Consider the following 26,749-nt stretch of genomic DNA (forward strand, 5'->3'; position numbering starts at 1 on the left):
AGGCAAGCTGCTTCTGGGAAATTAAAACCCTTGAGAGCAACTCTACTCTTCAGACTTAGGATACCACTGGAATCCATCAGCACGGTTAAATTTAACGACAGAACGATGGTTGTTCTCAAATACCACTTTCTTTTGATCGGTGTATAACCATTCTTCACTCTTGGTATCTCCCAAGTATACTTTGATCGTGTGCTCACCTGCTTTTAAGGGAATATACTCTACTGCACCGCTCATTCCATCATTAAATAGGCCGCTGGGCTCATACTTCTGTTCGTGTACCGTTTTCCCATCTATATCTATTCGTAACCGAACATCAGAACGCTCGCGTTTAGCAGGAGCATTACTCGACTGCATGTGCGATTGCAGATTTTGTTGTTCCGATTCTTTCTTGGCACTGCCATCCACCGGACGGCCGGGCAATGTAAAAGAAACCACAAACTCAGAATCACTTTGTATAGGTACGCTATAAGGAGCATTACTAAAGAAGTAGGTAAGGCTACCTAGCATCAGTACTAAAAATGCACCCATGATATACTTTTTGATTTTACTTACGGAACTCTTCTCCTCTTTGAAGGTCAACTTTCCGGTATCACGCTGCAACCTTCGAGCCTCTTCAATAAAACCGTCATAATTTGTGCGGTCGTACTGCACATAGTGGATTCGGGAAGAATCTACCTTATCCTCGCGAAGCTCGGGATGTCGCCCCCCGCTAATACGCTCTTCTGTCCACATAGCACCCAGTCGATAATCCGGCTCGCTTTGGCATCCCACAATCAAAACACCTTCAGCCCCTTTTCGCAGAGCTCGCTCTATCATAAGCGGATGCACCCATCCCACACAAGGGATAGAGCGAACAATATAACCGGGCAACTCTTTGCAGCGACCGGTGGCTTCATCGATATGCAGATCTGCCCCTGCAGAGTTTGAACAGATATAGGCGACATGCGCTGAAGCCTCTTTTTCCAGCCGTTCGTGAAGCCAGCTATCTATCTCTCTGCGAACATCCATAGCCGGCAAACGGGGAAACTCAATACCCACCGGATCACAAGCGCCTACACAAATTCCACAAGCAATACATTTAGAGGGATCAATATTAGCGTAAAAATCACCTTTTTTCTTGTCATCCTTGGCACGCGGTAACATGGTAATGGCATTAAAGGGACAATCTTTATAACACTGTTCACAACCGTTACAGCGATCCGAATCTACCTGTGGTTTTGGACGCCTTTTCTTAACGAGTAGCCATGGGACACTGACAAAACCGATAAAACCTATAAGCGTAATTGCCCAAAGCATACCTCCCTCCAGACGATCAGTAAAGTAGACGGGTAGCATGTAGAAATAATCGAGCGCCACCGTTTGCTGAACCTCAAGCATTTTAGCAGGCTCAGCTAAACCGGCTGGCAGCATAACTGATATAATTGATAATGAGCCTAACACCGCAATTGTCATCGGCTTTTTTGTGATAAAATGAGCTTTATTAAGCCGTGAAACGTGAAGCCACAGTGCAATTCCCATAGCTAAAGGAATGAGCATATGAAAGAAAAAGACCAAGAAAAACAGCAGTGAATTGAAACTGTCATCCGTCAAAAAAGAACGACTCAATGGTTCGGCAAAAATTGGAAGCTGGTCAAGCATCTTAGCCGTACCTACAGCCACTTGATTGGCTGCTTCATCCCATACCAGCCAATATCCGAGCCAGCCATCAAACCACAGAAGTGCCAGCGCAACCACACCCGTTACCCATGCCAGCCACCGAGCCCCGCCAAATCGACGGGCAAAAAACATCTTAAATGCATGGAACATGATAAACAACATGCAGGCATCAGAGCTATACCGGTGCAAGGACCGAAAGAAATCACCCAGCATGTTAATCTGGTTCAAAGAATCATAGGCTTGATGCACACTTGGCTTGTACCAAAACAACAGAACAAAACCTGAAACCAATGCAATAATAAAAGTGGTATTGGCAATGGCACCCGACTGTGTAAAGGGATTAAGATTTTGCGGAAGGTATCGTTCTACAAACCTATCAAGCTGATGAAACCATCGATCGACCACACGAAAAAGAGATTCCCCGCGTACCGGTGGATCGGGGCGCTGGTCCTTAACTTGTGAGGAGAACTCAATACTATCCGAGTCTATTCCATTTTTACCGGAGGCGAGATCTACCAGATTTATTTCCTCTTTATCAATATCCATTTTTAATCCTTTCATTATATACTACAAAACGACTGTGTTATGCAGCCGGTCTTTCTTCTATCAGCGTTTTTGCCGCTTTTATTAACCACTCCTTTTGTCGATCTCCCAGCGTAAATCGATAGGCGACCTTTCCTCGTTTATCTATTAGGATAAAAACGTTAGCATGGGCAATTGCTCCATCCTCACGCTTGCGACGCGGGATATTCAATTTATCCAATACCTCATTAACATACTTTTTATCACCGGTCAGAAGGTGTTGGTTGGGACCATTCAGTTCATAATGTTCGGCCGTCATCTTCAACATTTTAGGCGTATCCTTATCAGGATCCATTGTTATAGCCATAAGCTGTAATTGCTCTTTTCCTCCTATCTTCAACCTATTCATTACATCGTACGCCTGCTCCAATATCACCGGACATGTTTCTGAACAAGACGCATACACGGCTGTAACCATCACCACTTGGTTACGATAATCTGTTAATGATATACTATCTTTATTCTGATTTATCAGTGTAAATTCTGGAGGACTGATAGCTGTTCTAATTTCTTTGGCCGGGAAAGGCAACTCTCCGCTTTCACCATCTGAATACAATGAGGGTAAAGTGGCTCCTACGAGCACAATGATAACAAAACCCGGTATAATATAGGGACCAGCTTTTTTGGGGTAGTTCTTAACCATTTCTGATATGGGCTTATACCAAAACCCAAAAATAAAAATACTTAATATCGTAGGCTGCACCAGGAACATGACTAAATAGATGGACTCTATTTCTCCTGTGGCTGGGTTATATCCAAGGCACCATTTCTTAAATTCGCCCGCAAATGTTCCAAGGGTAGAATCCGAAACGGGTATTAAGGTAACTGTTACTACCAGAAGGGCTAAAAAAAATAGTACAGAAAGCATAAAAACCGGAAAACGCCATGAGGAAAAGAATGACTCAAGGCCAGTTAAAAAGTTTCGAAATCTATATTTTGTACTTTCTTTATTCATAGCAGTGCTTCTGTCAGCTATGGGAGCCGGCCCGGAGAAAAAACCACGGGCCAGCATCGAGTGCATAGCATATTATTACCGGTATTATCGTACGAACCAGAGATCCGCAAGGGCTTTCCAGTTAGCAAAATAATAGACCGCAAACGTCAACAAGAATATGATGACCACGGTTAGGGTACCGGGTGTTTTAATGTGTTCGTAATCTTTTCCTTCTTCTTCGTATCCTTTTTCAATAAGCTTATCTTTCATACGGGTAGAGTGCTCATCTTGCCAGCTCTTCATAGGTCGCCCTTCGTTAGAACGGCCAAAGAACACAGCTGCTACCGTTAAGCCTATAAATAATAACAGGCCTAAAAAGGCGATAATACCGCCAACTCCTACCAGCCCCAGCATAACGTGAGCGATAGGATCAAAACCGGCACTCAGGATAGATCCTGAGAAATCAACGTCCCAGTGACGTCGTGGCACTCCGTACGATCCTGCAAATGACATTCCCATTGACATCACTACAATGCCGCCTGCAAAAAGATACGGCTGAATGCGTGCAAGGCCTTTCAGGTAAAACTCCTTTTGAAAGATCAAGGGAACCAGGTAATAAGCCAGTCCCATAAATGCCAGTGATGTACCACCTACTACCGTCGCGTGGAAGTGACCGGGAATACGCAAGGTATTGTGTGCAATAATGTTAATTTGCTCAGTACCCAGAGTTACGCCGGTTATACCGCCAATAAATCCAAAGATGATGATAGACAACATTACGGCAGAGAATCCAGGATCTTTCCATGGCAATTTTGTAAACCATCCGAAAATTCCTTTGGTAAAACCTTTACGTCGTTGCGCAACCTCCAGTGAAGCAGGAACAGTATATCCGTGAATCATGGAAGCAAGAACAGCAAGGTACATCGCATAAGAAGTGTTCCAGATTTTCCATCCGGGACCAACACCGGGGTCTACCAGTAAGTGGTGAGCAGAAGCCAGGTTAATAAACAATATGTATAACAGGAATGCTCCTCGACATACGGTTTCATTTAATGGCTTTGCACCAGTGGTCATAGTACCCATGAAGTACCAAACGGCAACCATAGCACAAACATTAATCTGCTGTGACATATGACCGAGTCCCCACCAAAGTAACCGGTACAAGCCAGGATCTACTGGACCAGTCCAGCCCATGGACCATAAAAAGGTAGGAATTAGTGCAGCTGCACCATGTGCCAAGGCAAGTACAGCAATAATTGCAGCAGCTAATGCACCAAATGTAACCAAGGGCATTGATCCCTCGTAAGTTTTGTCTCGTTTGGCTATATAAAGGGTTGCAAAAAAGTTAAAGCAAACAATGAGTGACCCTACTGCAAAGAGTATGATACCCAGATAGAATAACGGGTGTGCTTTTAACGGTACATAAGAGGTCAAAAGAACATCTGCCTGGCCGGCTAAGATGATATAGTTTGTCATTAACGCACCTATCCCCATTAAGCCGAGTGATATCCAGCCTAATGTTTTTGAAAACAAACGGCTGTTCAAGAGCGTTGTGGAGGCAAAATAAAGGATCCCCATCTCCATGAAAATGATCCAAAAAACCAACATGTTCACCCCATGCAGGGTAAGCATACGGTAGTAATATACGCTGTCCAATAAGTGAACAGCAGTCCATCGTGTTAGGGCCAGACCAATAGCGGCAATGGCACCAACGAGAAGAAAGACAACGGCCAACACCGCATTAACCTTCGTAAAAAACTCTGCGTTACGAAAAACGCGAAGACCGGTTGTCTTACAGGTTCGAAATTTCGCTATAGCTTGTGTAGCATTCATATTCTTGTATTATTTTTAGTTATTCGACTATGATTTTACCGGTCATCATATGGTGTCCGATTCCGCAAAACTCATTGCAGATAATTTCGAAATCACCGGTTGAGGTAGGTGTTATAGTAAGCACGTGATCGTAACCGGGCAGAATATGAAAGTTCATATTCATAGGCAGCAGTGAGAAACCGTGCTGCAAATCCGGAGATGAAATGTGTATCCGGTACGTTTGCCCCTTCTTAAGTTTAAGAATTGGATACCATCGCCACATCTCTCCAACGAGATATGCATCTCCACCGGGAGAGGGTTCCACGATAGGAACGCCCTTTTCTTCTCCTACTTTGTTCGATTCGATAAATTGATCGGTACGATCCAGAAAAGCCGATGCTTCCACTTTATAGGATTCACCAGTACTGTTCTGCTTTCCTTTAAAGTGCCAGTACGGCATTGTTACAGACATGACTAAGCACCACGTCAGCGCCAAACCTACCCATAACCGCTCGGTACCAGTCGGTGCTTTAAACCAGTTTCCAACAGGACTAAAAATGCTCATGATGTTAAATTATTAGAGATTTATGAATATTATGATCAGGGTAAAGTGGCATCACCCATTGAGATTAATTCTATGATTCCCCATAGGGTGTATGATATTGTTGGAACAGCCAGCCCAAGTGCCAGTAAAAGCCACATGTTGTCAAGAATGCGCTGTCCCAATGGTGTTGTTTTGTCTTCTTCCATGGTGATTAAGGGTTTGATTGTAATGGTGAATTTTTTCTATTCATCCAGGCTTTTACTACGATCCATAGGAATAGCAATCCGCCGCAAGCAGCCAGCAAACCGCCAATAGTCATAAAGCCTAGTCCTGCAAATACTTCGATGGAATTAATTTGCTGTTCAGATCCAAATGCTTTTCTTGCCAAGCCATGAGCTCCTGCATATCCAAAACCGGCTGCAAAAATGGCTTGTCCCAGCCCAAACAGCAGAGGCTGTATCGCTGCAAGCTTTCTAAGTCTCCCTTTTGGAACCGGTACCCCATGGACCTCTAGCAAGAAATAGGTCACAGCCATAAATGCTACGGTAATACCCCCAACAGCTGCATGGTAATGGGCAGGAACCATCGTATTTGAACCGCGTATCATGGCCCCTAAAATGAATCCGATGATGGTTAGCAACATACTTGTGACCAACCCTCCGAAATACGGATTTTTCAATAACCCTTTTGGCAGGTCGTTATTGAGTCGACCACGAACCAGTTTAGTAACAATGATGCCTACAAAGATTGTGACTACGGGAAAGATCCCCCATTGCATAAACCGGGTGAATCCCCAGTGATATAACAGGTCAGCTGTCCCATTCATTGTCAAAAGGGGAGCAGCAAGCAGAGGCAAGGTATAAATGCCAAACAGTATGGCGGTTATCCGGTAAGAGATTGGATTTTTGTCAAGCAGCTTACCTAGTAAGATTATCCATACCGAAAGCATCGCAGCCACATTCACAAACTGGAGCAAATGCCCTCCCCCCCAAATTGTCAGCTCAAAATAGGTTTGTCTTTCTAAACCTGTTGGAGTTACCAACCAGGAACTAAAAAAAGTTATCAAGCTGATTAATAGTATTACTGCAGCAGACCTTAGGCCGGGAATCGAAGAGGTTGGAAATATTAAATTATCTTTTGCTGTTGTTTGATTTGAAGAAGGGAGAATACGTGTGTTAAAAACCGTACACGCTACCCCTGCAGCAAACAGTAATAGCCCTCCTATAAATAACGGATGGTCTAATACAGGAATATAATTTGAAAGGACGGGCTCAGCCGAGGGGACAAAGATTGAAGCCACCAACATACCAACCCCTGCAACTGCCAGCACATATCCCATTGGCAATAAGCGATTTCCATTTTTTTGAGAAGGCACCAACACAAAAAGGCCACACAAAAAAGCGTAAATCCATATCAACAAAGCCAAATCGACATGTACCACCAACCCTCTTTTTGCAAAAAGAGGGTCAGATATCAATTCACTAATAATAGGAGCCCGTCCTAAAACGATAATAATTGAGAAAAAACCGGAGAGCAACAACGTACCTATACTCATTAGTATCCATAGACGTGACTGTGCCTGTGAGTTCACCTCCACCCGGTTAAGCAACGATTCTACCGGCAAAACCAATATTTTTTTAAGAGCAACCAACATATTTAAACTCCGATTTTCAATAGATGTCTATATCTATAATCGACATTTTTTAATAGATAAACAAGTCTATTGAAAGTATTTTTTTATTATATTGTTAAAACATAATCACCAAGCATTACACATAGCTTTACATAAAGCTGATTGGTTTATTACACATATCCCTTATTTTGGGAATTAAATTTCTATTTTAAGATAACCGACATCAGGAATCGGACTGAACAACTGATACTTTAAAACCTGATCACTTATGCATTTACCTCAAACAGCTGAATATGCGTTACGCGCAATGGCCTGTATTGCCCTCAAAAAAGACGGGCGTCCTGTATCATCAAATGTACTAGCACGAGCTACAGGAATACCCGGCCACTATTTATCAAAAATATTACGCAAGATGGTGGAAGCAGACCTGGTAACCTCACAAAAAGGACACGGTGGTGGCTTCCGACTTGCCAAAGAACCAAGTGAAATTAAATTTAAAAGCATCTTGGCAACAGTAGATTATAAAATTGAACCCAACAGCTGTGTATTTGGCTGGGATGAATGCGATAGCGAAGACCCATGCCCACTCCATAACACCTGGAGTCAACTTAAAGACTCATTTCAGTGGTGGGCTGAAAACACAACCCTCCAGGATGTTATTGACAGACCAGGGGAAGCCGAGACACTTCTTGATCCCATGAATACCCCCTCTGGAGATTAAGCTGCTTTCTACATCTAAACAGCCGGGCAAGCATCCTTACTGCTTGCCCAACTAACGCCTTTAACAGCGGGCTGCAGGAATTTACACCTTACTTTATAAAGCCGGGTGTTACTGATAACATTATCCAACCCCAATGCTGGGTTGACTCGGCTGCGGGCACTCCTTTTAAAAGCTTCATTGAATCTTTCGAACTTAAGAGCGAATAGCCCATTTTTAGTGCTATATCTTCACTAAAAGTGTGTGTCAGATTAAAGTCGAATTCAGAGCCCAATCCTTTATCCAAAGTAGCTATTGCTGCAACCTTCTCTGCAAGTGCAAAATTGTGGTACGTTAATGACAAGCTTGTCTTTTCATAGGCTGTATAAGTTGCTTTCACATAAATATCTTGAAGCCCTCCAAACTGGGTATCTCCGGGTACATTCAGGAAATAATCCATATTCCCATAAAACTTGTGGTTGGTAGCATACAACGTATTAAATGCATTGCGTTGCGGATTACTATCATCAATACCTCCCCCGGACAGATAATCATATCCGGCTGTTAAGCCAAAGCTACCGAAGTTGTAACCCGCCTTTAATGCATACATCCAAGAAGAAATATCATTTCTAATATTATCATCCCCACTCTGCAAATACAGACTCCCTGTAACATTAACTGCATCTTTTTTATAAGCCAGGTGAGTTCCATATGTATACCTAAAGTTGGTAGCATCCGTAACTTGAAAGCCATCAGAAACTCCAATTACAGAAACCTTAAATGCATCCATCTTTTTATGCAGCCACAAATACGATAATACCTTATAGTTATTAATCGAATAGGTATTCCCAATAATATTTTGGGCTTCCTGGTTATAAGCAGCACCTAGATCCAACTTAAAGTTATTGTTATCAATTTTTACCACTAACGCATCGTGGCTACGGGCCTGTTGTGTCCAATTTACACTGCCTAATAGACGGTGATCATCATAAATAAGCTCCTGCCTTCCCAGCTTCAGATCCATTGCATCTGTAATCTTTAATTGAGCCCAAACTTCATGGATATTTACATTGGCATTATCTTGTAGCTGAGCAACTTCTCCCCAAACGCGAACATCCTGCCCCGATACTTTAATTTTATATAGATCTGTTTTGTAGTTAAGAGTTAAACGTGCCCGCTGTGACGTAAAGAATGCAGGATCAACATCCGAAGTTTGTACAGTCCTATAACCATTCCTGTATTCCGTTCTCGGCCGCAACTCACCATCCAATGTCATCTGTGCCTGTACCAACGCCGGAATTGCAAATAATACACACGAAATAATTGTTAGTCGGCGAATAGCTTTATGAAATATCATTGCTAATAATTTTTAAAATCTTATATGATTAAAAGTTCAACCATTTTTTATTAAAACCGAAGAGAATTGCTTTGTGCAATCCTCTCCAGTCTTTAAGATGGAAACCCAGAGTTACGATAAACTAGGTTGCCTTTTTTACTTAACCGTCAGTACTCCTTTCATTCCACCCATGTAGTGCCCGGGGAAACTGCAGATGTACTCATAGTCGCCAGACTCTTCAGGAGCCGTAAAGGTGACTTCTACTGTTTCGCCGCCACCGGCCAAACCTGTGTAAGCAATGATCTGATCCTTCATATCCGCATCTGTAGGGATATATTCATTGCCTGATGCTTTGGCCGAAGCACGAGCAACAGCTGTAACATCAGCATCTGCTGCCAAGAGTACGAAGTTATGAGCCATTGCTGTTTTCGGGAAGTCACTAATAGTAGTGAGCTTAACCGTAATTTTTTGCCCTGGCTGAGCTTCAATATTTGTTACCGTAAACTTCATCTGGTTCGTACCATCCATTTCGATAACCTTCGGTGCTGTATCATTAGCCATTACGACTTGCGCCATAAACATGACCAGCAGTACGGGTAATATTCGCTTTATCGTTTTCATAGTCCTAGTATTTCTTAATTGGAATTCGTTATTAATTAGGTAATGTCCGGATCGAAGATATCAGCTTCTTTAGCACCCTCTACATTAATGATGCCGAGCATACCTTTCTTCGCTACACGTGTAAGCGCGTGATCTACCATCTTAACTGGTCCGGGTACCGGGAAGTCCATCTCAAAAATTCCGCAGCTTCCTGGAGGCACTTGACAAGTCTGAACGTAACGCTCTGGTTCACTTGCAATAGCTCCTTCTCTCCAAGCCTTTGTAAATACATTACCAATGGGGTGGAAATTACTGGTTACGTTTGGTCCACCTGTTACAAGGTATACACGAGCGGTATCACCTTTCTTCACTGTAAGTGCACCATGACGATTTCCTGTAATCGCATACTTTTCACCATTCAGCACTACATAGGTTGGATCTTCAGCCTTCATTCTTTCGGTATCAAAACCATGCAATCCTTTAGTCCCAGCTGCCTTGTCGGTATATATTTCGTTCTGTCCGAAATAAAACTCGTGGTCAACTTCTGGTAACCCCTCTTCAGGCTCTACCAAAATCATTCCGTACATACCACTGCTGATATGATAATCCATACGGGGTACAGCACAGTGATAGATATATGCACCGGGGTACATCGCCTTAAACTTCACCTTTTTCGATTGACCGGGAGGGCAAATAGTAGCATCTGCTGCACCACCCGGGCCATAACAAGCGTGGAAATCCACGTTGTGAATCATCGTATTATCAGTAAGATTCTTGTGGTTTAAAATGATGGTATCACCCCGGCGTACACGAAGCATTGGCCCTGGAACCTGCCCACCATACGTCAAATACTTGAACTTAACACCATCTTCTATCTCTGCAACGACTTCTTTACTCTCCAATGTTATTTCGTGCGTTTTTGGAGTACGTCGCTTGATAGGAGCAGGAATATCCGTTGGATCTGCCGCTACTCTATTTACTTTAGGCAGAGAGAAAATAGATGTGGACGCCGGATCAGTACTACTTGGAGTTACTACATCATTCGCTTTCGATTTGAACGGAAATCCCATACTTGCCAAAAACCCACCGGAGAGTAATGCCGCACCAGTGTTTCTCAGAAATTTCTTTCGGGATTGCTTACCGTCTATATTAAGGTCTTTGTTTTCAACCGTTTTATCGTTTTTCGTTTCCATCTCACTCAGATTTTTTGATTTTTATTATAGAGTTAATTGTCTATAGATCAATTTGTCTACTGTGATAGATGCAAGAGTTATACCAGAAATCAGAATCTTTAAAAAAAGTTAGCTTTTAGTGATTATTCGGAAAGAGGAAGCAATTTAACTCTGCCTCTATAGATCATATAGGCGGGACCATTGCAATTTTGCAATGGTTGTAAAGGGCACTTATGCAAAATTACAAGACATACTCAAAAGATGGATAATTGCATTAACCTGATATTTATTTTTGAAATAAGCATATCTATTTCAACTTACTTTTGCTATAAGATTCACTAAAGAATCAAAAATGTACACTTTCTGTTGCACCAACAGTAATAGGGGGCAGCTGATGATAAGATGGGTTTGAATTTGTGCCTTAACAACGGAAAAAGTTCTTAAAATCTACACCAATTTAATTTTGAGGAGTTAGACTGTCTTATAGCAGTACATAATTGGAAGGGGGGAAGTGCCGGTAATATTAAAGCTGACCTTATCCCAAAATTGGCTTTAGGATTAAAGGAAACCTAATTAAAAACCAAGCTGGGTGGCTTATAGTTTCCCTTGCGGGGAAGGGGCGGTTGGCTTCAGAAAACCATCCAAAACATACATTACCTGCAAAACGGCAAAACAACTATCATCGCTTCTGTAGGCGCCCGAACCAACCTAAACTCTGACGACTGCTGATTATTCTAAAGCACCCTGCCTCTACGAAAGGTTCGTAATTACTTTCTTAAGTAGTGCCTGTACCTCATTAGCAATATCTGCCAATTCCTCATTTTCTATAGCCTGCATAGAAGCAACCGGATCAACAGCTGATACTTCCACCTCGCCATTTTTATTCTCCTGCACAATTACGTTGCACGGCAACATTAACCCTATATGATCTTCTGCAGTTAGCGCTTTATGTGCCAAGGGTGGATTACATGCTCCAAGAATCTGATACTTTTTGAAATCTACATCCAACTTCTTTTTAAGGGTTGCCTTAATATCAATTTCGGTAAGCACCCCAAAACCCTCTTCTTTAAGAGCCTCTGTTGTTTTTTCAATAGCCTCTTCAAACGGAACGTCTACGGTAGTACTGTAATAATAAGACATAACAATAATGGTTTAGCTGTTACTTCTCTGGTTAATTTAGTGGATAAAACTTCCAAATGAGACAATGATATCCACATTTAAGCTTATTAATTACTTATGTAGGATGAATACATCCAAACCTTTTTCTCTTGTTCACTGATATAATCACTCATTAAGGCATTTGTACCTTCATCACCCAACTCATCAGAAAGTTCCAAAATTTCCCTCTGTAATTTAATAATGGCTTTATAAGCGTTCAGGATATCCCGAACAGCCTCTTTTCCATCTGTTACCTGCTTACTTTCTTTAATTACCGACTGCTCATTATAAGCTGAATAGTTATGGTTAGGGATCCCGCCCAGGGTTAAAATTCGTTCGGCAACATCATCAATTTTTATAAAGAGATCGTCATAAAGCTCTTCAAACTTTTCATGTAACTCAAAAAAGGTATCACCTTTTATATTCCAGTGGTAACCGCGTGTATTTTGATAAAAAATCGAGTAGTTTGCCAGCAATTCATTGAGTTTCTCTGCTAATTCCTTCGATTTATCTTTATCTAATCCAATATGATTTAATTTGCTCATAACTATATAATTTTAAGTATTATTTTAAAGCAACAACCTGAATTTCGGGTTCAAACACTATTTCTGTATTAACAGACCGTGAAATTAAACAGGCAGATTCCGCTTTTTCCATCAGCCGCTTTGCTTTTCCTGATTGATTTTCGTCTTGAATTACGAGTGTTGGACGGAGTGTAATTTCCTTGACTTTAAATTTGCCATCCACTTTTCCAAGCAGACCAGTAGCTGAGACATTGAGGTCTTCAAATGCAAATTTCGAATATTCAGCTATTGCCAGGAAAGTCGTCATAAAACAACTGCTTACCGAAGAGATAAACAGATGTTCTGGTGACCAGACCCCTTCTATACCTCCATCAAAGGGCGGGGGCGTAGCCACTTCTACTGTCTCATTTAACTCAGAAGAATGTAATCGGCCTTTTCGTTCTTCTTCCCATGAAAGGTCTACCTTATATTGATGCTTTGGTTCACTCATGATACTTCTAATTTTTGATTAATTATATTCTGTAGTTGATTGGCCTGTACCACTCCAGATTTTTGCCATAATATTTGCCCTTCTTTAAATAAAATAAGAGTAGGAACACCACGGACATTATATTTAATGGCAGCATCCGCATTCTTTTCGGCATCAACTTTAATGATGTTAATTTGATCTCCCATCTTCTTTTTAAGCTCTTTTAATATAGGATTCATCATCTTACAGGGCTGACACCAGTCTGCATAAAAATCAACGAGGACTGGTACTTCCCCATTAATCATTTTTGTAAACGAAGAACTCTTTCTTGTTGTATCAGACATATCATTCATTCTTTATTTCTGTGTATTCTACTGAATTTACTTCTTGTGTCCCTGCCTCTTTTACACGGGATACCGAGCAATTTTGCCCAACCAGACATCCCTTATTTGTAATGGCCTGGTACAACATAAAGCCTCCTAAAAGGGCCGAAAGACCATCCATAAATCGAATAGCCTGAACCATCATAAAAAGACCGGCAGCCAAAGCAATCCACCGCAAAGGGTACCAGTTACTAAATAACCTTTCTTTCATCACTACACACTTACTTTATAAATAAAATTACCTTCACTAAAAGCGAATCCTGTTGACCAATATAACAAATAAAAGAGTAAATTGTCCTCAATTGTAGATAAGAACATTCTATAGGGTTGATAAGTTTCTGATAACACTGAACCTACTTTATAATATTAAAAACCGTAGTCTTGGGACGAATTGTTTCTCTTCCCTCTATATCTTCTTTTAACAATAGTGATTGGGCTTGGTCAGATTCAAAAACCTGCTTCATATTTTTAATTTTGGCAGCCGGTACGTGCTGTTTTCTACACCGATTCAATAATAGTTCACATTCTAAACCGGCAACCTTTTCTTGTATCTTCTGGGCTAAGGCTTCCCTGTTATTCACCCTACTGGCATTCCCTTGAAACTCCTTTTCCTGTAATAAGGATTTCGCTTTCAAGACCCTACACAGATCCCGAAATTGCCGATTACTTCCAATTGCAAAAGTTACCAAGCAGTTTTCCTTGGTTGTGAACACCTCCCCATAAGGCGCTATGTTGGGATGTAAAGAACCAATTTGCTGGGGAACATTGCCATTCATTAACCAGTTAGTTGATTGGTTTATTAATGATGCAACTGCACTATCATAAAGACTTACCTCAACCTTAAACGATTGGTTAGCATCGTCCCTTTGCTTAAGCATTGCACACAGAATGCCCTCTTTAAGTTGGTGTGCGGCCAACACATCAATTAACGCCAGCGGCATTTTTGTAGGGGGACTTTCGGGCTGACCATTCATAGACATAAAACCTGTTTCGGCCTGTAGTATAAGGTCATATGCCAGTCGGTCGCTCTCACTGCCAAAACCTGAAATATGGCCATAAATAATTGATGAATTTAGTTTCTTCACATCTTCATATGTGAAACCAAATTTTTCAGGATCACCCTTTTTAAAATTAGAAATCACAATATCTGCCTCACTGACTAGTTCTTTCACCTGTTTTTTATCTTTGGATTTTCCCAGATCAAGAAACCGCACCTCCTTATCCCAATTAACGGATGCATAATAAGCAGAAGGGCCCGCATGCGTTTCCCCAGGCTGACGCCACTCCCTAGTTATATCTCCTCCTGACCTCTTATTTTCGACCTTGATTACATTCGCTCCAAGTTCAGAAAAGAAATTTCCTACTGCCGGACCGGCCAAAACACTTGCCAGCTCAATTATTTTCAACTCTTCAAATACAGATTCCATAATGTATTATATCTTCTATCAGCAAATAAATTGTAATTTATTCTACAACAGCTACCGTACTTAACATTTTTATCTCCTCATAATCTTTATCCATAGCATTCAAATATAAGATTGCCACTATTAACAAGCGATATAGTAGGATCCTTCTTTGAACGAAGCATGAAGCACACTCGACAATGCAATTCATTGAAGGGTGTATTATTTTAAACAGTTATAAAAAGCCCGATAACCAATGTTTCGTAGTTAGCTGCCAGGGCTATGCAAAATGGTAGGGTGAGCAACTCCCTACTATGGATGAATAGGAATATGCTGTACCAGCCAACCAGCATAAGCTCTTGGTTAGAAGAGATAATGAATTTGTAAAAGAGAATGAATTGGATGTTGGATACTGGAACTTGCCGCCCTGTATGGTTCAAAAATAACCGATCCGCGAAACAAATATCACACACTACCTACTCAACAAAAGAAATTGTTGAAGCCCCTAATCAAACAATAAAAGAAATTAGTATACCAACCATAGACTTAGGTCAACATAGGTTATGCCCACTGGAATTCACCTTCTTCGGTAAGTCGTAAATTCCCGGCCTTACCTCGGTCTACTAAATTACGGAGGGTAGTTTCGGTCAGCATTTGGCGAATCTCATCACGGGTATCTGCCCATTGATCATGGATAGGACATGGTTTGGCAGTACCGCAACCAGGCAGTCCCAAGGCACATTCTGTTAGAATATCCATGCCATCGATAGCTGCAACAATCTCTAATAATACGATATTATCACCAGAACGAGTAAGACGCACACCGCCCTTGGGCCCCTTCATAGATTCCATAATATCATTATCTGTCAGCCGCTGCAATACTTTTGTTAAGAAGTGACGCGAAATATCCAGCTCCTCACTAATTGTAGTAATAGATATGTAGGAATCATCCTCAACAGAGGCCAAATACACAGACGCCCTCAATCCGTAAACACAAGCACTTGATAATAACATGAATCAACAAATAATATTTAAGTCTTTAAGATGTACTACTCTTAATAAAAGAACACTTCGGGTATTTGCAAACTATTTTTATTACATAAAAAGACAAAATACTCCTTAATCTATTTTGGTTTTAAACTAAAACCTTCGTAAAATCTAACCTTCATATTAGAATAAAGATATAGGATTAACAAAACCACTTGTTTCGTAGATGAAACTGTTGTCCCAAGGGACTCAGTACGCCCTGTCGGCCGTTATTGTGCTTTCCCGACAACCGGAAGGCACCACAATATCTGCTGCGGATTTGGCAAAACCATTGAACTGCCCGGCACCGTACCTCTCACAGATTTTATCAAAGCTTAAGCCCTCCGGCATTTTAGAATCGCGCCGAGGCCTTAACGGAGGTGTGCTTCTTGCGCGCTCACCCAGTGAAATTACATTAATGGAAATAGTAGAAGCAATAGATGGCACCGATTTTTTTACCCGCTGCTTTATGGGCATTGAAGGATGCGGGGATATCGATCCTTGCCCCTTCCATAGCTTTTGGGCCAAGGAACGTGCCAATATTTAAAAGTGGTTAATGGATACTACCTTCGACAAAATTGAAGATAACATGTCTGACAGCTGGTTTAACCTACGACTTCATTTCCCCAAAGATTAACAATATTCAGTGAATACCGACGACGTCCTCATATCAACTGACTGCTATCATTGTGGAGAAACCTGCGATGAGACTACGGTATATCTGGATGAAAAACCATTCTGTTGTTCCGGCTGCAAGATGGTATACGAAATTCTCAATGATAATGAACTTGGCACCTATTACTGCCTGGAAGATCAACCCGGCATTTCCTTTAAAAAGTATCAAAGCAGCAAGCGTTTTGACTACCTCGAAGATGCCTCTGTCATAGATCGCCTTGTGGATTTTAGGAACAATGGATTTATCTCTGCCAGTTTCTATATCCCAAATATTCACTGTACCTCTTGTGTCTGGCTGCTTGAAAATCTTTTTAAGCTCAATGACGGCATTACCAAAAGCAGTGTTAATTTTCTCAAGCGCGAGCTTAGCATCTCTTTTGATGAAGAAAAGATCTCCTTGCGCGAAGTTATTGAACTCTTGGCCTCAATCGGTTACGAACCGGAACTACGCCTGGAAAAACTCGATAACAATGAAGCCGCCTCTCCCAACCGGCGCCTTTGGTTAAAGCTGGGAGTTGCCGGTTTTGCCTTCGGAAACATCATGCTGTTTAGCTTTCCGGAATACTTGTCGGGTTCTACCTTAAATACGCAAGGGTCATTTCATATTTTTTTCGGCATCCTTAACATATTACTTGCACTGCCGGTATTACTCTACAGTAGTAATGATTACCTAAAATCTGCATGGGCAGCTGTCAAACAAGGAGGTATCAACCTTGATGTGCCGATCTCCATCGGTATTCTTGCTCTTTTTAGTCGAAGCGTTTATGAAATTATCACCGGAGTAGGAGCCGGTTATATGGATTCATTTACCGGCTTGGTATTTTTCTTGTTGATTGGTCGGATGATCCAGAAAAAAACGTATGAACGTCTCTCTTTTGATCGCGACTATAAATCATACCTCCCTATTTCCGTTACGTTTTTAGACGAGGAGGGCAATGAGCGGTCAACTTCTATAGACAAACTTACAGAGGGCATGCAAATGCTTATTCGCAATCGCGAGTTAGTTCCTGCCGATGCTGAACTACTTTCTGATAGCTGTTATGTCGACTATAGCTTTATTACAGGGGAGTCAGATCCCGTAGAAGTACAACAAGGAGAAACAGTTTACGCGGGTGGAAAAATCATTGGCCCCTCCGTAACGTTAAAGGCGATCAAAGAAGTATCTAACAGCTATCTGACAAAATTATGGAATAATGCAGCTTTTGAAGACCATCAACAAAATAGAAAAGTTAGCTCTCTTGCCGATCGTATAAGTCCCCATTTTACATTAGCTGTCATTGGTATTGCTATCACGGCAGGTATTCTATGGTTACCTACAAGCACAGAAATGGCACTTACTGTTTCTACGGCTGTACTTATTATTGCATGTCCGTGCGCCCTGGCACTATCAACTCCTTTTACATTGGGATCTGCTCTTAACATCCTGTCTCGAAATGGGCTATATATAAAAGGAATTGAAGTTATTGAGCAGCTTGCCAACACCACCTCTGTTGTCTTTGATAAAACGGGCACACTTACAAAAGCTGATCAGGCAGAGGTTAGTTTTAATGGCAAGATTACCGAGCATGAACAAGCCCTTATTGCCAACGCTTGCCGACAGTCAATGCATCCGCTCAGTCAAAAAATTGCTTCAAACATTAAGGCTCCACAATTAGATGTAACAAGGATTAATGAACAAATAAATAAAGGTATCACAGCTGCTGTAGAAGGTCAGAGTCTCGTTATTGGTTCAAAGTTATTTTTGGAGGAACAATTACCCCAACATATCCCAACCCCGAATCATGACAAAGCAGTATCGGTTGTACATATTGCGATCGACGGGGAATGGAAGGGTTGGTTTGCGATTGGCAATAGCTATCGCGGGGGTATTAAAGATATGCTCTTTACTTTTAAGGAACGATTTTCCACCTTCTTACTATCCGGGGATAATGACTCTCAAAAAAAGCAGTTTGCTCCCTATTTTGGAAAAGATTCGCTACGGTTTGATCAAACGCCCCAACAAAAGCTGGAATTCATTAAAGATCTTCAACAACATGGGCATAACATCATTATGATAGGAGATGGTCTAAATGATGCCGGAGCTTTGCAACAAAGTGATTTTGGCATTGCCCTTACCGATAACGTAAGCTCTTTTACACCGGCATGTGATGCCATCATGGATGGGAAATCACTACGCCGCCTGAATACATTTATCAATTTTTCTCAACGCAGTATCACCATTATTAAACTTAGCTTCGGCCTATCGCTTCTTTACAATATTGTAGGATTGAGTTTTGCCGTTGCCGGACAACTTTCACCCTTAGTAGCTGCCATACTAATGCCGCTGAGTTCCATCAGCATTATGGTGTTCACTACTGTCAGTACACATTTAGCAGCTAAAAAAATGGGGTTAGCATCATGGAAGTAATATTTATGCTTGTCGGTTTTAGCCTGATGGTGGCACTGCTCTTCCTAGGACTTTTTTTCTGGGCTGTCCGTGACGGGCAATATGATGACGGACATACCCCGGCAATGCGAATCTTATTCGATAAGAACAAAGACAATTCGAAGAAACAATCAAAAACAACAAACACTAAAAACAATACCGATTAATGGCTGTAGATACTTTTTACTACGACAATAAGATAGTCAAGAAATTCGGGATTGCGACTGTTTTTTGGGGCATTATTGGTTTCCTTGTGGGACTTACTGTAGCCTTAAAGCTGATCTATCCTTCTTTCCTTGGCTTTATACCTGAGCTTTCGTATGGACGTTTGCGCCCGTTGCATACCAATGCGGTAATTTTTGCTTTTGCAGGCAATGCCATCTTTTATGGTGTATACTATTCGCTACCGCGCCTATGTAAAGCGCCCATGTGGAGCAATATGCTCAGCAAAATTAACTTTTGGGGTTGGCAGGCAATTATCGTGTCTGCAGTAATATCACTACCAATGGGTTTCAATACCAGTAAGGAATATGCCGAATTGGAATGGCCTATTGATATTGCTATCACTGTTATATGGGTCATCTTTGGCATTAACATGCTAATGACTATCTGGAAACGCCGTGAGAAGCATCTCTATGTTGCAATCTGGTTCTATATTGCAACCTTTGTTACTGTAGCAGTGTTACACTTGGTAAACTCCGTCGAAATTCCAGCTACCTTAATGAAAAGTTATCCGGTATATGCTGGAGTACAAGATGCTCTTGTCCAATGGTGGTATGGGCATAATGCAGTTGCCTTCTTTCTTACCACACCCTTTTTGGGGATTATGTACTACTTCATTCCCAAAGCAGCCAACCGACCGGTATTTTCGTACAGACTTTCAATTGTACACTTCTGGTCCCTTATTTTCTTATATATCTGGGCCGGACCTCACCACTTGCTTTATACCGCACTTCCCGGCTGGGCTCAAGCCTTAGGTACTGTTTTTAGTCTGATGCTTATTGCACCTTCATGGGGGGGTATGCTTAACGGACTGTTAACACTTCGCGGGGCATGGGATAAAGTACGTGAAGATCCCGTCCTCAAGTTTTTAGTGGTTGGTGTTACTGCGTATGGTATGGCTACTTTCGAAGGCCCAATGCTCTCTATTGGTAATGTAAATGCTGTAGCACACTACAGTGATTATATTATAGGCCATGTTCACCTTGGAGCGCTGCTTTGGAACGGTGGTCTCTCTTTTGCCATGCTCTATTATATTACCCCGCGTATCTACAAAACAGAGCTATACTCAATCAAACTTGCTAACGTGCACTTCTGGTTTGCTACACTGGGAGCCATCTTCTACGTCATCCCAATGTACTGGGGTGGAATCACACAGAGTTTGATGTGGAAAGAATTTACTTCTGAAGGTCTTTTGGCGTATCCCAACTTCCTTGAAACAGTGCAACAGATTATTCCGATGTATGCTTTGCGCGCCGTCGGCGGAACACTGTTTATCCTTGGCTCCTGCTTTGCCGTTTACAACTTGTACAAAACAGCCAAAAACGGCTCCTTTGTTGAGCAAGAACAAGACGAGGCACAACCAATTACCAATCCAACCGGAAACGGTAACGAGAAATGGCACCGACGCCTTGAAAGTCGACCCGTACAGTTTACAGCCCTTACGTTAGTTGTAATCCTCATCGGAGGAATTGTAGAATACGTACCTACAGCTTTGGTTGACTCCAATGTGCCTACTATTTCAAGCGTTAAACCTTATACCCCGCTCGAAGTTGAGGGTCGTGATATTTATATAGCAGAAGGCTGTAATAACTGCCACTCACAGATGATTCGTCCCTTCCGCTCAGAAACCGAGCGTTATGGAGAGTATTCCAAAGCCGGTGAATTTGTGTACGACCATCCGCATTTATGGGGATCAAAACGAACCGGCCCGGACCTCCATCGTATCGGTGGCAAATATCCTGATTCATGGCACCTGCGACACATGTACGATCCTACATCAACATCACCGGGATCAATTATGCCGGCTTATCCATGGATGCTGACACAAGAAATGGATACCGAAAGCATTGACGAACGTATCTCAGCCCTGCGTGCTGTTGGCGTTCCTTATGCCCCAGGCTATGAAGATGAAGCCCTTGCTGACCTCAAGGCTCAGGCCAAAGAGATTACGCAAAATCTGCATCAAAGTGGATTTAAAGAAATCGACGGTATTAAAATTGAGTCAGACAAACAGATTATCGCCATGATTGCCTATCTCCAGCGACTGGGTATAGATATCAAAGGAAATAATAATCCTTTTGAAGGGCTGCCATCCAGTAAAGCACTGAGTACCGGCGACATGGTAAAACAAACTAAAAACTGATATAACGTCATGTATAAAGAGGTATTACGATCAATAGAGGGGGTCGGCATTTTCCCCAGTATTTCTCTCATACTGTTTCTGGGATTTTTTGTCCTCCTCATCATTCACTTAATCCGTAAGGGACGTTCCCATTACGAAGATGTTGCCCAATTACCTCTCGCATCAGACGATGAAATTGAAAATTATAAAAACAGATAACTATGGAAGTTTATGAAGGGGAAAAGGACAAATTACTGGATCATGAATACGATGGTATCCGTGAACTGGATAACCATATGCCATTTTGGTGGCTATGGCTGTTCTTCATCACAATAGCCATCAGCGTATTCTACCTGCTATTTTATCAAGTATTAGGATGGGGACAAACCCAAATTGAAGAATACGAACAAGAAATAGCAGAAGCCGAAGCTAAGTTTGGCGGTTCAGAAGAACAGGAACCTGCCGCTTCCTTTACCTGGCAAATCAGTGAAGAGGAAGCTGATATCCAGGCCGGGAAGCAGATGTTTAACGGCTCCCAACTTTGCTATACCTGTCACGGAAAAGAAGGGCAGGGCATGGTTGGACCCAACCTCACTGATAACCAGTGGATTCACGGCTGTAGTCCGAAAGAAATTGCCCAAAGTATTATAGAAGGGTTCCCCCAAAAAGGAATGCTTGCCTATGGCAGTGGATCAAAAATAAGCAATGAAAAAGTGCAACAGATCGTTAGCTATATGGCGACACTTCAGGGCACTGAACCGGCTGATGCCAAAGCTGCAGATCCAAACAGGGCCGAACCTTGTACCGAAGGGCCTTTTGCCTCCTCGGATTAGCAATTTAGAATAGAAGCCCGGGAAGCTAAATCCCGGGCTTTTTAAAAAGAAGGTTAGTACTACCGAACATGTCTAAAGAAAAAGATCGACGAATAGACAACGATTCCTTTCGAGATCACCTTACCACTGTCGATGAAGAAGGGAAGCGTAATTGGATATTTCCCAAAAAACCCAGTGGCAGATATTATAAATGGCGTAATGTAGTAGCCACGCTACTATTACTGTTTTTCTTCTCCGGCCCGTTTATCACTGTTAACGGACAACCGTTACTTTTACTGGATATTCTGGAGCGAAAATTTGTTATTTTTGGGACGGCCTTTTGGCCACAAGACCTTCACCTGCTTGTTTTTGGTGCCCTTGCAGTTATTGTTTTTATCGTACTGTTTACGGCGGTGTTCGGCCGGCTTTGGTGCGGATGGGCCTGCCCCCAAACGATCTTTATGGAAATGGTCTTCCGAAGGATTGAATACTGGATTGAAGGAGATCGTGGCAGCCAAATCCGACTTAACAATGCACCATGGAACTGGACAAAAATATGGAAAAAGACACTTAAGCACGGCATCTTTTTCGGATTGGCATTTCTTATCTCAAACCTCTTTCTGGCTTATATTATCGGAGCCGATGAACTTTTTAAAATTATTACAGACCCACCCTCGCAACATTTAGCGGGACTTATATCGATCACCGTTTTTAGTGGAGTTTTCTACGGCGTTTTTGCTTTTCTGCGCGAACAGGTTTGTCACTTTATCTGCCCCTACGGTCGTATGCAGTCGGTACTGCTAGATAATAACTCTATCAACGTGATGTACGATTACCAGCGCGGAGAACCCCGAACAAAAGTTAAAAACAGGGATGATCTCGGCCGGAAAGCCACACTCGATGACCTGAATTTAAGCGGTGCCGACTATGGAGATTGCATCGACTGCCACCAGTGTGTACGCGTTTGCCCTATGGGTATCGATATTCGGAATGGCACCCAGCTTGAATGTGTACACTGCACCGCCTGTATCGATGCCTGTGATGATGTAATGGATAAGATCGATAAACCTCGTGGCCTTATCCGCTATTCTTCGGAAAATGCTATCAAAAAAGGCAAAGAGAAAATTTTAACACCGCGTGTTGCGGGCTATAGTGCTATACTGATTGTACTTATTGTCACCTTCTTTACTTTCTTGAGTATGCGGCCCGATACCGAAACAACCATCTTGCGTCAGCCTGGCACACTCTACCAAGAGCTGCCCAACAACCGGTATAGCAATATCTATGAGGTTAAGTCGATCAATAAAACATTTAAGACGATTGAACAAGAAATTAAACTGGTACAACCGGAAGGGGAGTTAACGCCTTTGGGCAACTTTAGCACCGTACCACCGCAGGGATCAACAAAAGGTCGGTTCTTAATTAAACTCAAAAGTAATAATCTGAACGGTTCCCGTACCAACGTAGTATTTGCGGTTTATTCTAATGGCAAAAAAATAGAAACCATTGAGTCCGGATTTATTGGTCCCGGTTCAAAGAAAGAAAGACAAAATAATGAGTAACAAAGAGCAAAAATCGACTACCTTTAACTGGGGCAAAGGCCTTACAGTTGTTATTGTTTTATTTGTTTTTGCTGTACTTGGCGTTGTTGGCTTTTTGGTAACCTTGGATTACGAAATGGTAACAGAAAATCACTACGAAGAAGCCGTTAACTACCAAAAACATATTGACCAGGTAGAACAGGCTCAAAACCTTGAAACCCCTGTTACTATTGTGCTTTCTAAAAATAAGAATATTGTGATCACTTTTCCTTCATCATTCCAGAATCATTCATTTAATGGTACAATAGAGCTCTATCGCCCCAGTGATTCTTCACTGGATAAAACTTATAATATTGAACTTGATGAGAAAGGGAGACAAACGTTATCTGCAGAAAAACTTCCTGTAGGAAAATGGCGCGTAAAAGTAAGCTGGAATACAGGTGACAAAGACTTTTTTACAGAAAAAACTATTTTTATTTAGTAATCTAAAAGAAACTGTAGTATCTCCCGGAGAGTTAAGAATGGGATGGCACAAACGGTGATGATCATGTAAGAGTATAGGATTATTGTACTCTTGGAAACCACCTTTGTCTAGTAGAGTAAATTCAAAGAGTGCTGACTATATAAACGCATGGATATCCAACTCCATATATCCACAGATGAAGAAGTTATAACTCCGATCTGTGATTTTACGTACAGTTGGTGCCTCAATTGTGGGCTACCTGCTGAAGATGCTACCCGCTTTACCATAGCTGTCAGCGAATTGATTAGCGACATCATTCTTTTTGCCTATCCTCATGAACGCAAAGCATACTTCGACCTAACCTTTAAAGATACCCTATCAAATATTGAAGTTGTGGTTAGTGAAGCCGGTGAACCCTTTGACCCCGACCGACACGGGTATGATCCGAATCAGGCAAGAGAACAAGCTAATTTTGAAGGAGCTGGGTTTCGCCTAATACGCCGTTTCTGTGATGAATTTCTTTTTATAAATAGGGGAAAAGAGGGAAAAGAATTTCGTTTATCTAAAGCATTAGATGTGCATGACCTGGATGAAATGCTTGAACTTTCAAGATCCAAAAAACCTGAAGAACCGGACCAAAAAGGACACGTACAACCGACAGAAGTCGATTATACTATTAGTCAAATCGGTCCATCTGATGCTGAAGATATTGCTAAGCTTATTTACCGGACTTATGAATACTCATATAGCAAAGAAGATCTCTACTATCCCAAGAAAATTGAGAAAACACTACTGAGCAAAGAAAAGTTAGGGGTTATTACAAGGGACAATAATGGATTGGCGATTGGCTATTTTGCGGTCCTTAGAAAAGCGGATTCTAATATTGCGGAAGTAGGAGAAGCTGTAGTTTCGCCTGATTACCGACGTCAGGGTATCATGAGCAACATGATGGAACATCTTATTACTACCGCTCGCGAGCAAAAAATAGAAGGACTGTACGGCAAGGCAGTAACCCTGCACCCGGTAAGTCAGCGTGTAAATCATAAATATGACTTTATTACTACTGCCCTGATGTTGGCAGAATCTAACAATATTATTTATAAAGGATTTGACGAAGAGTACCCCCAACCGGTTTCCGTAGTTCTCGATTTTCTTCCTCTGTTTTCCTTTAAAAAAAAGAAAGTAGTATATCTGCCACACCAATATGCCGACATACTCTTGGAAACCTATGATGAACTTAACATAGCAGTTACCCAAGATTATAATCCTGATCCTAAAATGGCTGAACAGTCAGATATTGAACTCACCATAGACTATCAAGATAACACCTCCCTGATTATTGTTAAAAAGTATGGCTCTGACTTTAAAACAGTGCTTTCAGATATGATAAAAAGCCTTCAGGAGCAAGAAAATCCCAATGCTATTTATATTGACCTGCCATTGGAAAATTCTGCGACCCCAGAGCAATTCAAGATCGTTAAGTCGCTCGATTTTATATACTGTGGGCTGGCTCCGATGTTTCACAATGAATCAGATTACCTGCGACTTCAAAAAATTAACATTCCCCTTAACCTAGAGCTCATAGAGATCTTTTCTTCTTTTGGTCAAAGAATTAAAAACCATATTACTGATGAATATTGTTGATACCCAGAAAGTAGGTAAAATCATACAAGTGCGTGATTGCAAAAGCTTTAACTTACAGACAAAAAATATTATTGAAAGTCGAATATCAGATGAAATAACAAAACTATTTGTAGATCTTACAGATTGTAATATCATTGATAGCGAAGGCATTATTTTTCTATATCAATGGCAACACTCTGGCCACGAACTGGAGCTCAAAAACCCACCCGACATTATGTTTGAAATCATTCACATTTTGGAACTTCATGATACATGGGATCTCAATTATACTAACACAAAAAGTACGTAGTTTATGGCTGATCAAGAACATTCAGATATGGTTGATATTACTGGTGATCCAGAACTTTGGAGCCGATGTTATACTGTTCACTCTCTCGTAATCATTGGCAGTAAAGAAGAAAATGGTGCCTACAACTTTGCTCCAAAACATATGAGTATGCCATTGGGCTTTGGTCCATATTTCGGCTTTATGGGAACTCCACGAAAAACAACGTACAAAAACATTGACCGTGAAAAAGCCTTTACCGTGAGCTATCCCGGCCCTGAACAGTTGGTGTTTTCTAGCCTTATGGCCTCGCGCCGCGAAGAAGATGACAGTAAACCGGTTACGGATAAAATTCCAACTGTAGAAGCTCAACAAGTTGAAGGAAAGTTCTTAAAAGATTCCTACTTTCAACTGGAGTGCAAACTTTCGCAAATGATCGGCAAGTTTGGAGAATGGGAAATAATTGTGGGCGAGGTGGTATCAGCCCATGTTCATAAAGATGCATTAAGGAGAGAAGGACATGATAACTCTGATGACACGCTCCTTCAAGACCATCCCTTACTGGCCTACCTGCACCCAGGCCGGTTTAGTACCATTAAAGAAAGTAACACCTTTCCTATCCCCAAAAATTTCAAACGATAGTAGCATATC

General features: G+C 41.6%; 28 protein-coding genes. 12 read left to right on the forward strand and 16 right to left on the reverse strand.

The window, feature by feature from the left end:
• Window positions 1-42 precede the first annotated feature (42 nt).
• The 6 genes from FCN14_RS09205 to FCN14_RS09225 are packed head-to-tail and all read right to left on the reverse strand — an operon-like array spanning window position 43 to window position 7,182.
• On the reverse strand, window positions 43-2,217 hold the full coding sequence (locus FCN14_RS09205) for a cytochrome b N-terminal domain-containing protein (RefSeq protein WP_138430986.1): 2,175 nt from the start codon (window positions 2,215-2,217) through the stop codon (window positions 43-45).
• Window positions 2,218-2,239: 22 nt separating this feature from the next.
• Entirely contained in the window at window positions 2,240-3,259 is a 1,020-nt protein-coding gene (locus FCN14_RS09210) for an SCO family protein (protein ID WP_138430987.1), read from the reverse strand.
• Window positions 3,260-3,277: 18 nt separating this feature from the next.
• A complete protein-coding gene (locus FCN14_RS09215) occupies window positions 3,278-5,005 on the reverse strand; it encodes a cbb3-type cytochrome c oxidase subunit I (RefSeq protein ID WP_138430988.1) in 1,728 nt (575 codons plus the stop codon).
• 19 nt (window positions 5,006-5,024) lie between these two features.
• The gene (locus FCN14_RS09220) at window positions 5,025-5,549 is read right to left on the reverse strand and encodes a cupredoxin domain-containing protein (RefSeq protein ID WP_138430989.1); all 525 of its coding nucleotides are present in this window, start codon (window positions 5,547-5,549) and stop codon (window positions 5,025-5,027) included.
• Between the two features lie 35 nt (window positions 5,550-5,584).
• Window positions 5,585-5,734, reverse strand: coding sequence for a hypothetical protein (locus tag FCN14_RS15735; protein WP_171032873.1), 150 nt, complete (start codon window positions 5,732-5,734; stop codon window positions 5,585-5,587).
• Window positions 5,735-5,739: 5 nt separating this feature from the next.
• The gene (locus tag FCN14_RS09225) at window positions 5,740-7,182 is read right to left on the reverse strand and encodes a heme-copper oxidase family protein (RefSeq protein WP_138430990.1); all 1,443 of its coding nucleotides are present in this window, start codon (window positions 7,180-7,182) and stop codon (window positions 5,740-5,742) included.
• Window positions 7,183-7,429: 247 nt separating this feature from the next.
• Between FCN14_RS09225 and FCN14_RS09230 the strand changes: the two genes are divergently transcribed.
• On the forward strand, window positions 7,430-7,882 hold the full coding sequence (locus tag FCN14_RS09230) for an RrF2 family transcriptional regulator (RefSeq protein ID WP_138430991.1): 453 nt from the start codon (window positions 7,430-7,432) through the stop codon (window positions 7,880-7,882).
• An 88-nt stretch (window positions 7,883-7,970) separates the two neighbouring features.
• Here the strand turns inward: FCN14_RS09230 and FCN14_RS09235 are convergent, their stop codons facing one another.
• The 10 genes from FCN14_RS09235 to FCN14_RS09280 all read right to left on the reverse strand — a co-directional run bounded on the left by FCN14_RS09235 (window position 7,971) and on the right by FCN14_RS09280 (window position 15,917).
• Window positions 7,971-9,215 carry a porin gene (locus FCN14_RS09235; RefSeq protein WP_138430992.1) on the reverse strand — a complete coding sequence of 415 codons (1,245 nt, stop codon included), beginning with the start codon at window positions 9,213-9,215 and terminating at the stop codon, window positions 7,971-7,973.
• A gap of 135 nt (window positions 9,216-9,350) precedes the next feature.
• Window positions 9,351-9,815 carry a plastocyanin/azurin family copper-binding protein gene (locus FCN14_RS09240; RefSeq protein WP_138430993.1) on the reverse strand — a complete coding sequence of 155 codons (465 nt, stop codon included), beginning with the start codon at window positions 9,813-9,815 and terminating at the stop codon, window positions 9,351-9,353.
• 35 nt (window positions 9,816-9,850) lie between these two features.
• Window positions 9,851-10,987: a copper-containing nitrite reductase gene (gene nirK / locus FCN14_RS09245; protein ID WP_138430994.1), complete on the reverse strand. Its 1,137-nt coding sequence runs from the start codon at window positions 10,985-10,987 to the stop codon at window positions 9,851-9,853.
• A gap of 729 nt (window positions 10,988-11,716) precedes the next feature.
• The gene (locus FCN14_RS09250) at window positions 11,717-12,106 is read right to left on the reverse strand and encodes a DUF302 domain-containing protein (RefSeq protein ID WP_138430995.1); all 390 of its coding nucleotides are present in this window, start codon (window positions 12,104-12,106) and stop codon (window positions 11,717-11,719) included.
• Between the two features lie 86 nt (window positions 12,107-12,192).
• A complete protein-coding gene (locus FCN14_RS09255; protein ID WP_138430996.1) occupies window positions 12,193-12,669 on the reverse strand; it encodes a Dps family protein in 477 nt (158 codons plus the stop codon).
• Between the two features lie 19 nt (window positions 12,670-12,688).
• A complete protein-coding gene (locus tag FCN14_RS09260) occupies window positions 12,689-13,138 on the reverse strand; it encodes an OsmC family protein (RefSeq protein ID WP_138430997.1) in 450 nt (149 codons plus the stop codon).
• Window positions 13,135-13,461 carry a thioredoxin gene (gene trxA, locus FCN14_RS09265; protein WP_138430998.1) on the reverse strand — a complete coding sequence of 109 codons (327 nt, stop codon included), beginning with the start codon at window positions 13,459-13,461 and terminating at the stop codon, window positions 13,135-13,137. Before trxA ends, FCN14_RS09260 begins: the two co-directional genes overlap by 4 nt.
• A 1-nt stretch (window position 13,462) precedes the next feature.
• Window positions 13,463-13,711 carry a hypothetical protein gene (locus tag FCN14_RS09270; protein ID WP_138430999.1) on the reverse strand — a complete coding sequence of 83 codons (249 nt, stop codon included), beginning with the start codon at window positions 13,709-13,711 and terminating at the stop codon, window positions 13,463-13,465.
• 142 nt (window positions 13,712-13,853) lie between these two features.
• Entirely contained in the window at window positions 13,854-14,927 is a 1,074-nt protein-coding gene (locus tag FCN14_RS09275; RefSeq protein WP_138431000.1) for a CaiB/BaiF CoA transferase family protein, read from the reverse strand.
• 537 nt (window positions 14,928-15,464) lie between these two features.
• Window positions 15,465-15,917, reverse strand: coding sequence for an RrF2 family transcriptional regulator (locus FCN14_RS09280; RefSeq protein WP_138431001.1), 453 nt, complete (start codon window positions 15,915-15,917; stop codon window positions 15,465-15,467).
• Between the two features lie 199 nt (window positions 15,918-16,116).
• Between FCN14_RS09280 and FCN14_RS09285 the strand changes: the two genes are divergently transcribed.
• The 11 genes from FCN14_RS09285 to FCN14_RS09335 all read left to right on the forward strand — a co-directional run bounded on the left by FCN14_RS09285 (window position 16,117) and on the right by FCN14_RS09335 (window position 26,740).
• Complete coding sequence (locus FCN14_RS09285; RefSeq protein ID WP_138431002.1) at window positions 16,117-16,476, forward strand: RrF2 family transcriptional regulator; 360 nt, start codon at window positions 16,117-16,119, stop codon at window positions 16,474-16,476.
• Window positions 16,477-16,575: 99 nt separating this feature from the next.
• A complete protein-coding gene (locus FCN14_RS09290) occupies window positions 16,576-19,011 on the forward strand; it encodes a heavy metal translocating P-type ATPase (RefSeq protein ID WP_212747611.1) in 2,436 nt (811 codons plus the stop codon).
• Window positions 19,002-19,196: a cbb3-type cytochrome oxidase assembly protein CcoS gene (ccoS, locus tag FCN14_RS09295; protein WP_138431003.1), complete on the forward strand. Its 195-nt coding sequence runs from the start codon at window positions 19,002-19,004 to the stop codon at window positions 19,194-19,196. The genes FCN14_RS09290 and ccoS overlap by 10 nt, the downstream gene beginning before the upstream one ends.
• Window positions 19,196-21,394: a cytochrome-c oxidase, cbb3-type subunit I gene (ccoN, locus tag FCN14_RS09300; protein WP_138431004.1), complete on the forward strand. Its 2,199-nt coding sequence runs from the start codon at window positions 19,196-19,198 to the stop codon at window positions 21,392-21,394. The genes ccoS and ccoN overlap by 1 nt, the downstream gene beginning before the upstream one ends.
• A 9-nt stretch (window positions 21,395-21,403) precedes the next feature.
• Window positions 21,404-21,592 (forward strand): cbb3-type cytochrome oxidase subunit 3, encoded by a 189-nt coding sequence (locus FCN14_RS09305; protein WP_138431005.1) that lies wholly within the window; start codon window positions 21,404-21,406, stop codon window positions 21,590-21,592.
• A 2-nt stretch (window positions 21,593-21,594) separates the two neighbouring features.
• Window positions 21,595-22,206, forward strand: coding sequence for a cbb3-type cytochrome c oxidase N-terminal domain-containing protein (locus tag FCN14_RS09310; RefSeq protein ID WP_138431006.1), 612 nt, complete (start codon window positions 21,595-21,597; stop codon window positions 22,204-22,206).
• Window positions 22,207-22,274: 68 nt separating this feature from the next.
• Window positions 22,275-23,747 (forward strand): cytochrome c oxidase accessory protein CcoG, encoded by a 1,473-nt coding sequence (gene ccoG / locus FCN14_RS09315; protein WP_138431007.1) that lies wholly within the window; start codon window positions 22,275-22,277, stop codon window positions 23,745-23,747.
• Entirely contained in the window at window positions 23,740-24,207 is a 468-nt protein-coding gene (locus FCN14_RS09320) for a FixH family protein (RefSeq protein WP_138431008.1), read from the forward strand. Before ccoG ends, FCN14_RS09320 begins: the two co-directional genes overlap by 8 nt.
• 150 nt (window positions 24,208-24,357) lie before the next feature.
• On the forward strand, window positions 24,358-25,833 hold the full coding sequence (locus FCN14_RS09325; RefSeq protein ID WP_138431009.1) for a GNAT family N-acetyltransferase: 1,476 nt from the start codon (window positions 24,358-24,360) through the stop codon (window positions 25,831-25,833).
• Window positions 25,820-26,122 carry an STAS domain-containing protein gene (locus FCN14_RS09330; RefSeq protein WP_138431010.1) on the forward strand — a complete coding sequence of 101 codons (303 nt, stop codon included), beginning with the start codon at window positions 25,820-25,822 and terminating at the stop codon, window positions 26,120-26,122. Before FCN14_RS09325 ends, FCN14_RS09330 begins: the two co-directional genes overlap by 14 nt.
• A gap of 3 nt (window positions 26,123-26,125) precedes the next feature.
• Window positions 26,126-26,740 (forward strand): flavin reductase, encoded by a 615-nt coding sequence (locus FCN14_RS09335; protein ID WP_138431011.1) that lies wholly within the window; start codon window positions 26,126-26,128, stop codon window positions 26,738-26,740.
• Window positions 26,741-26,749: the final 9 nt, after the last annotated feature.

The sequence above is a fragment of the Fodinibius saliphilus genome (assembly GCF_005869845.1).
Classification (GTDB): domain Bacteria; phylum Bacteroidota; class Rhodothermia; order Balneolales; family Balneolaceae; genus Fodinibius; species Fodinibius saliphilus.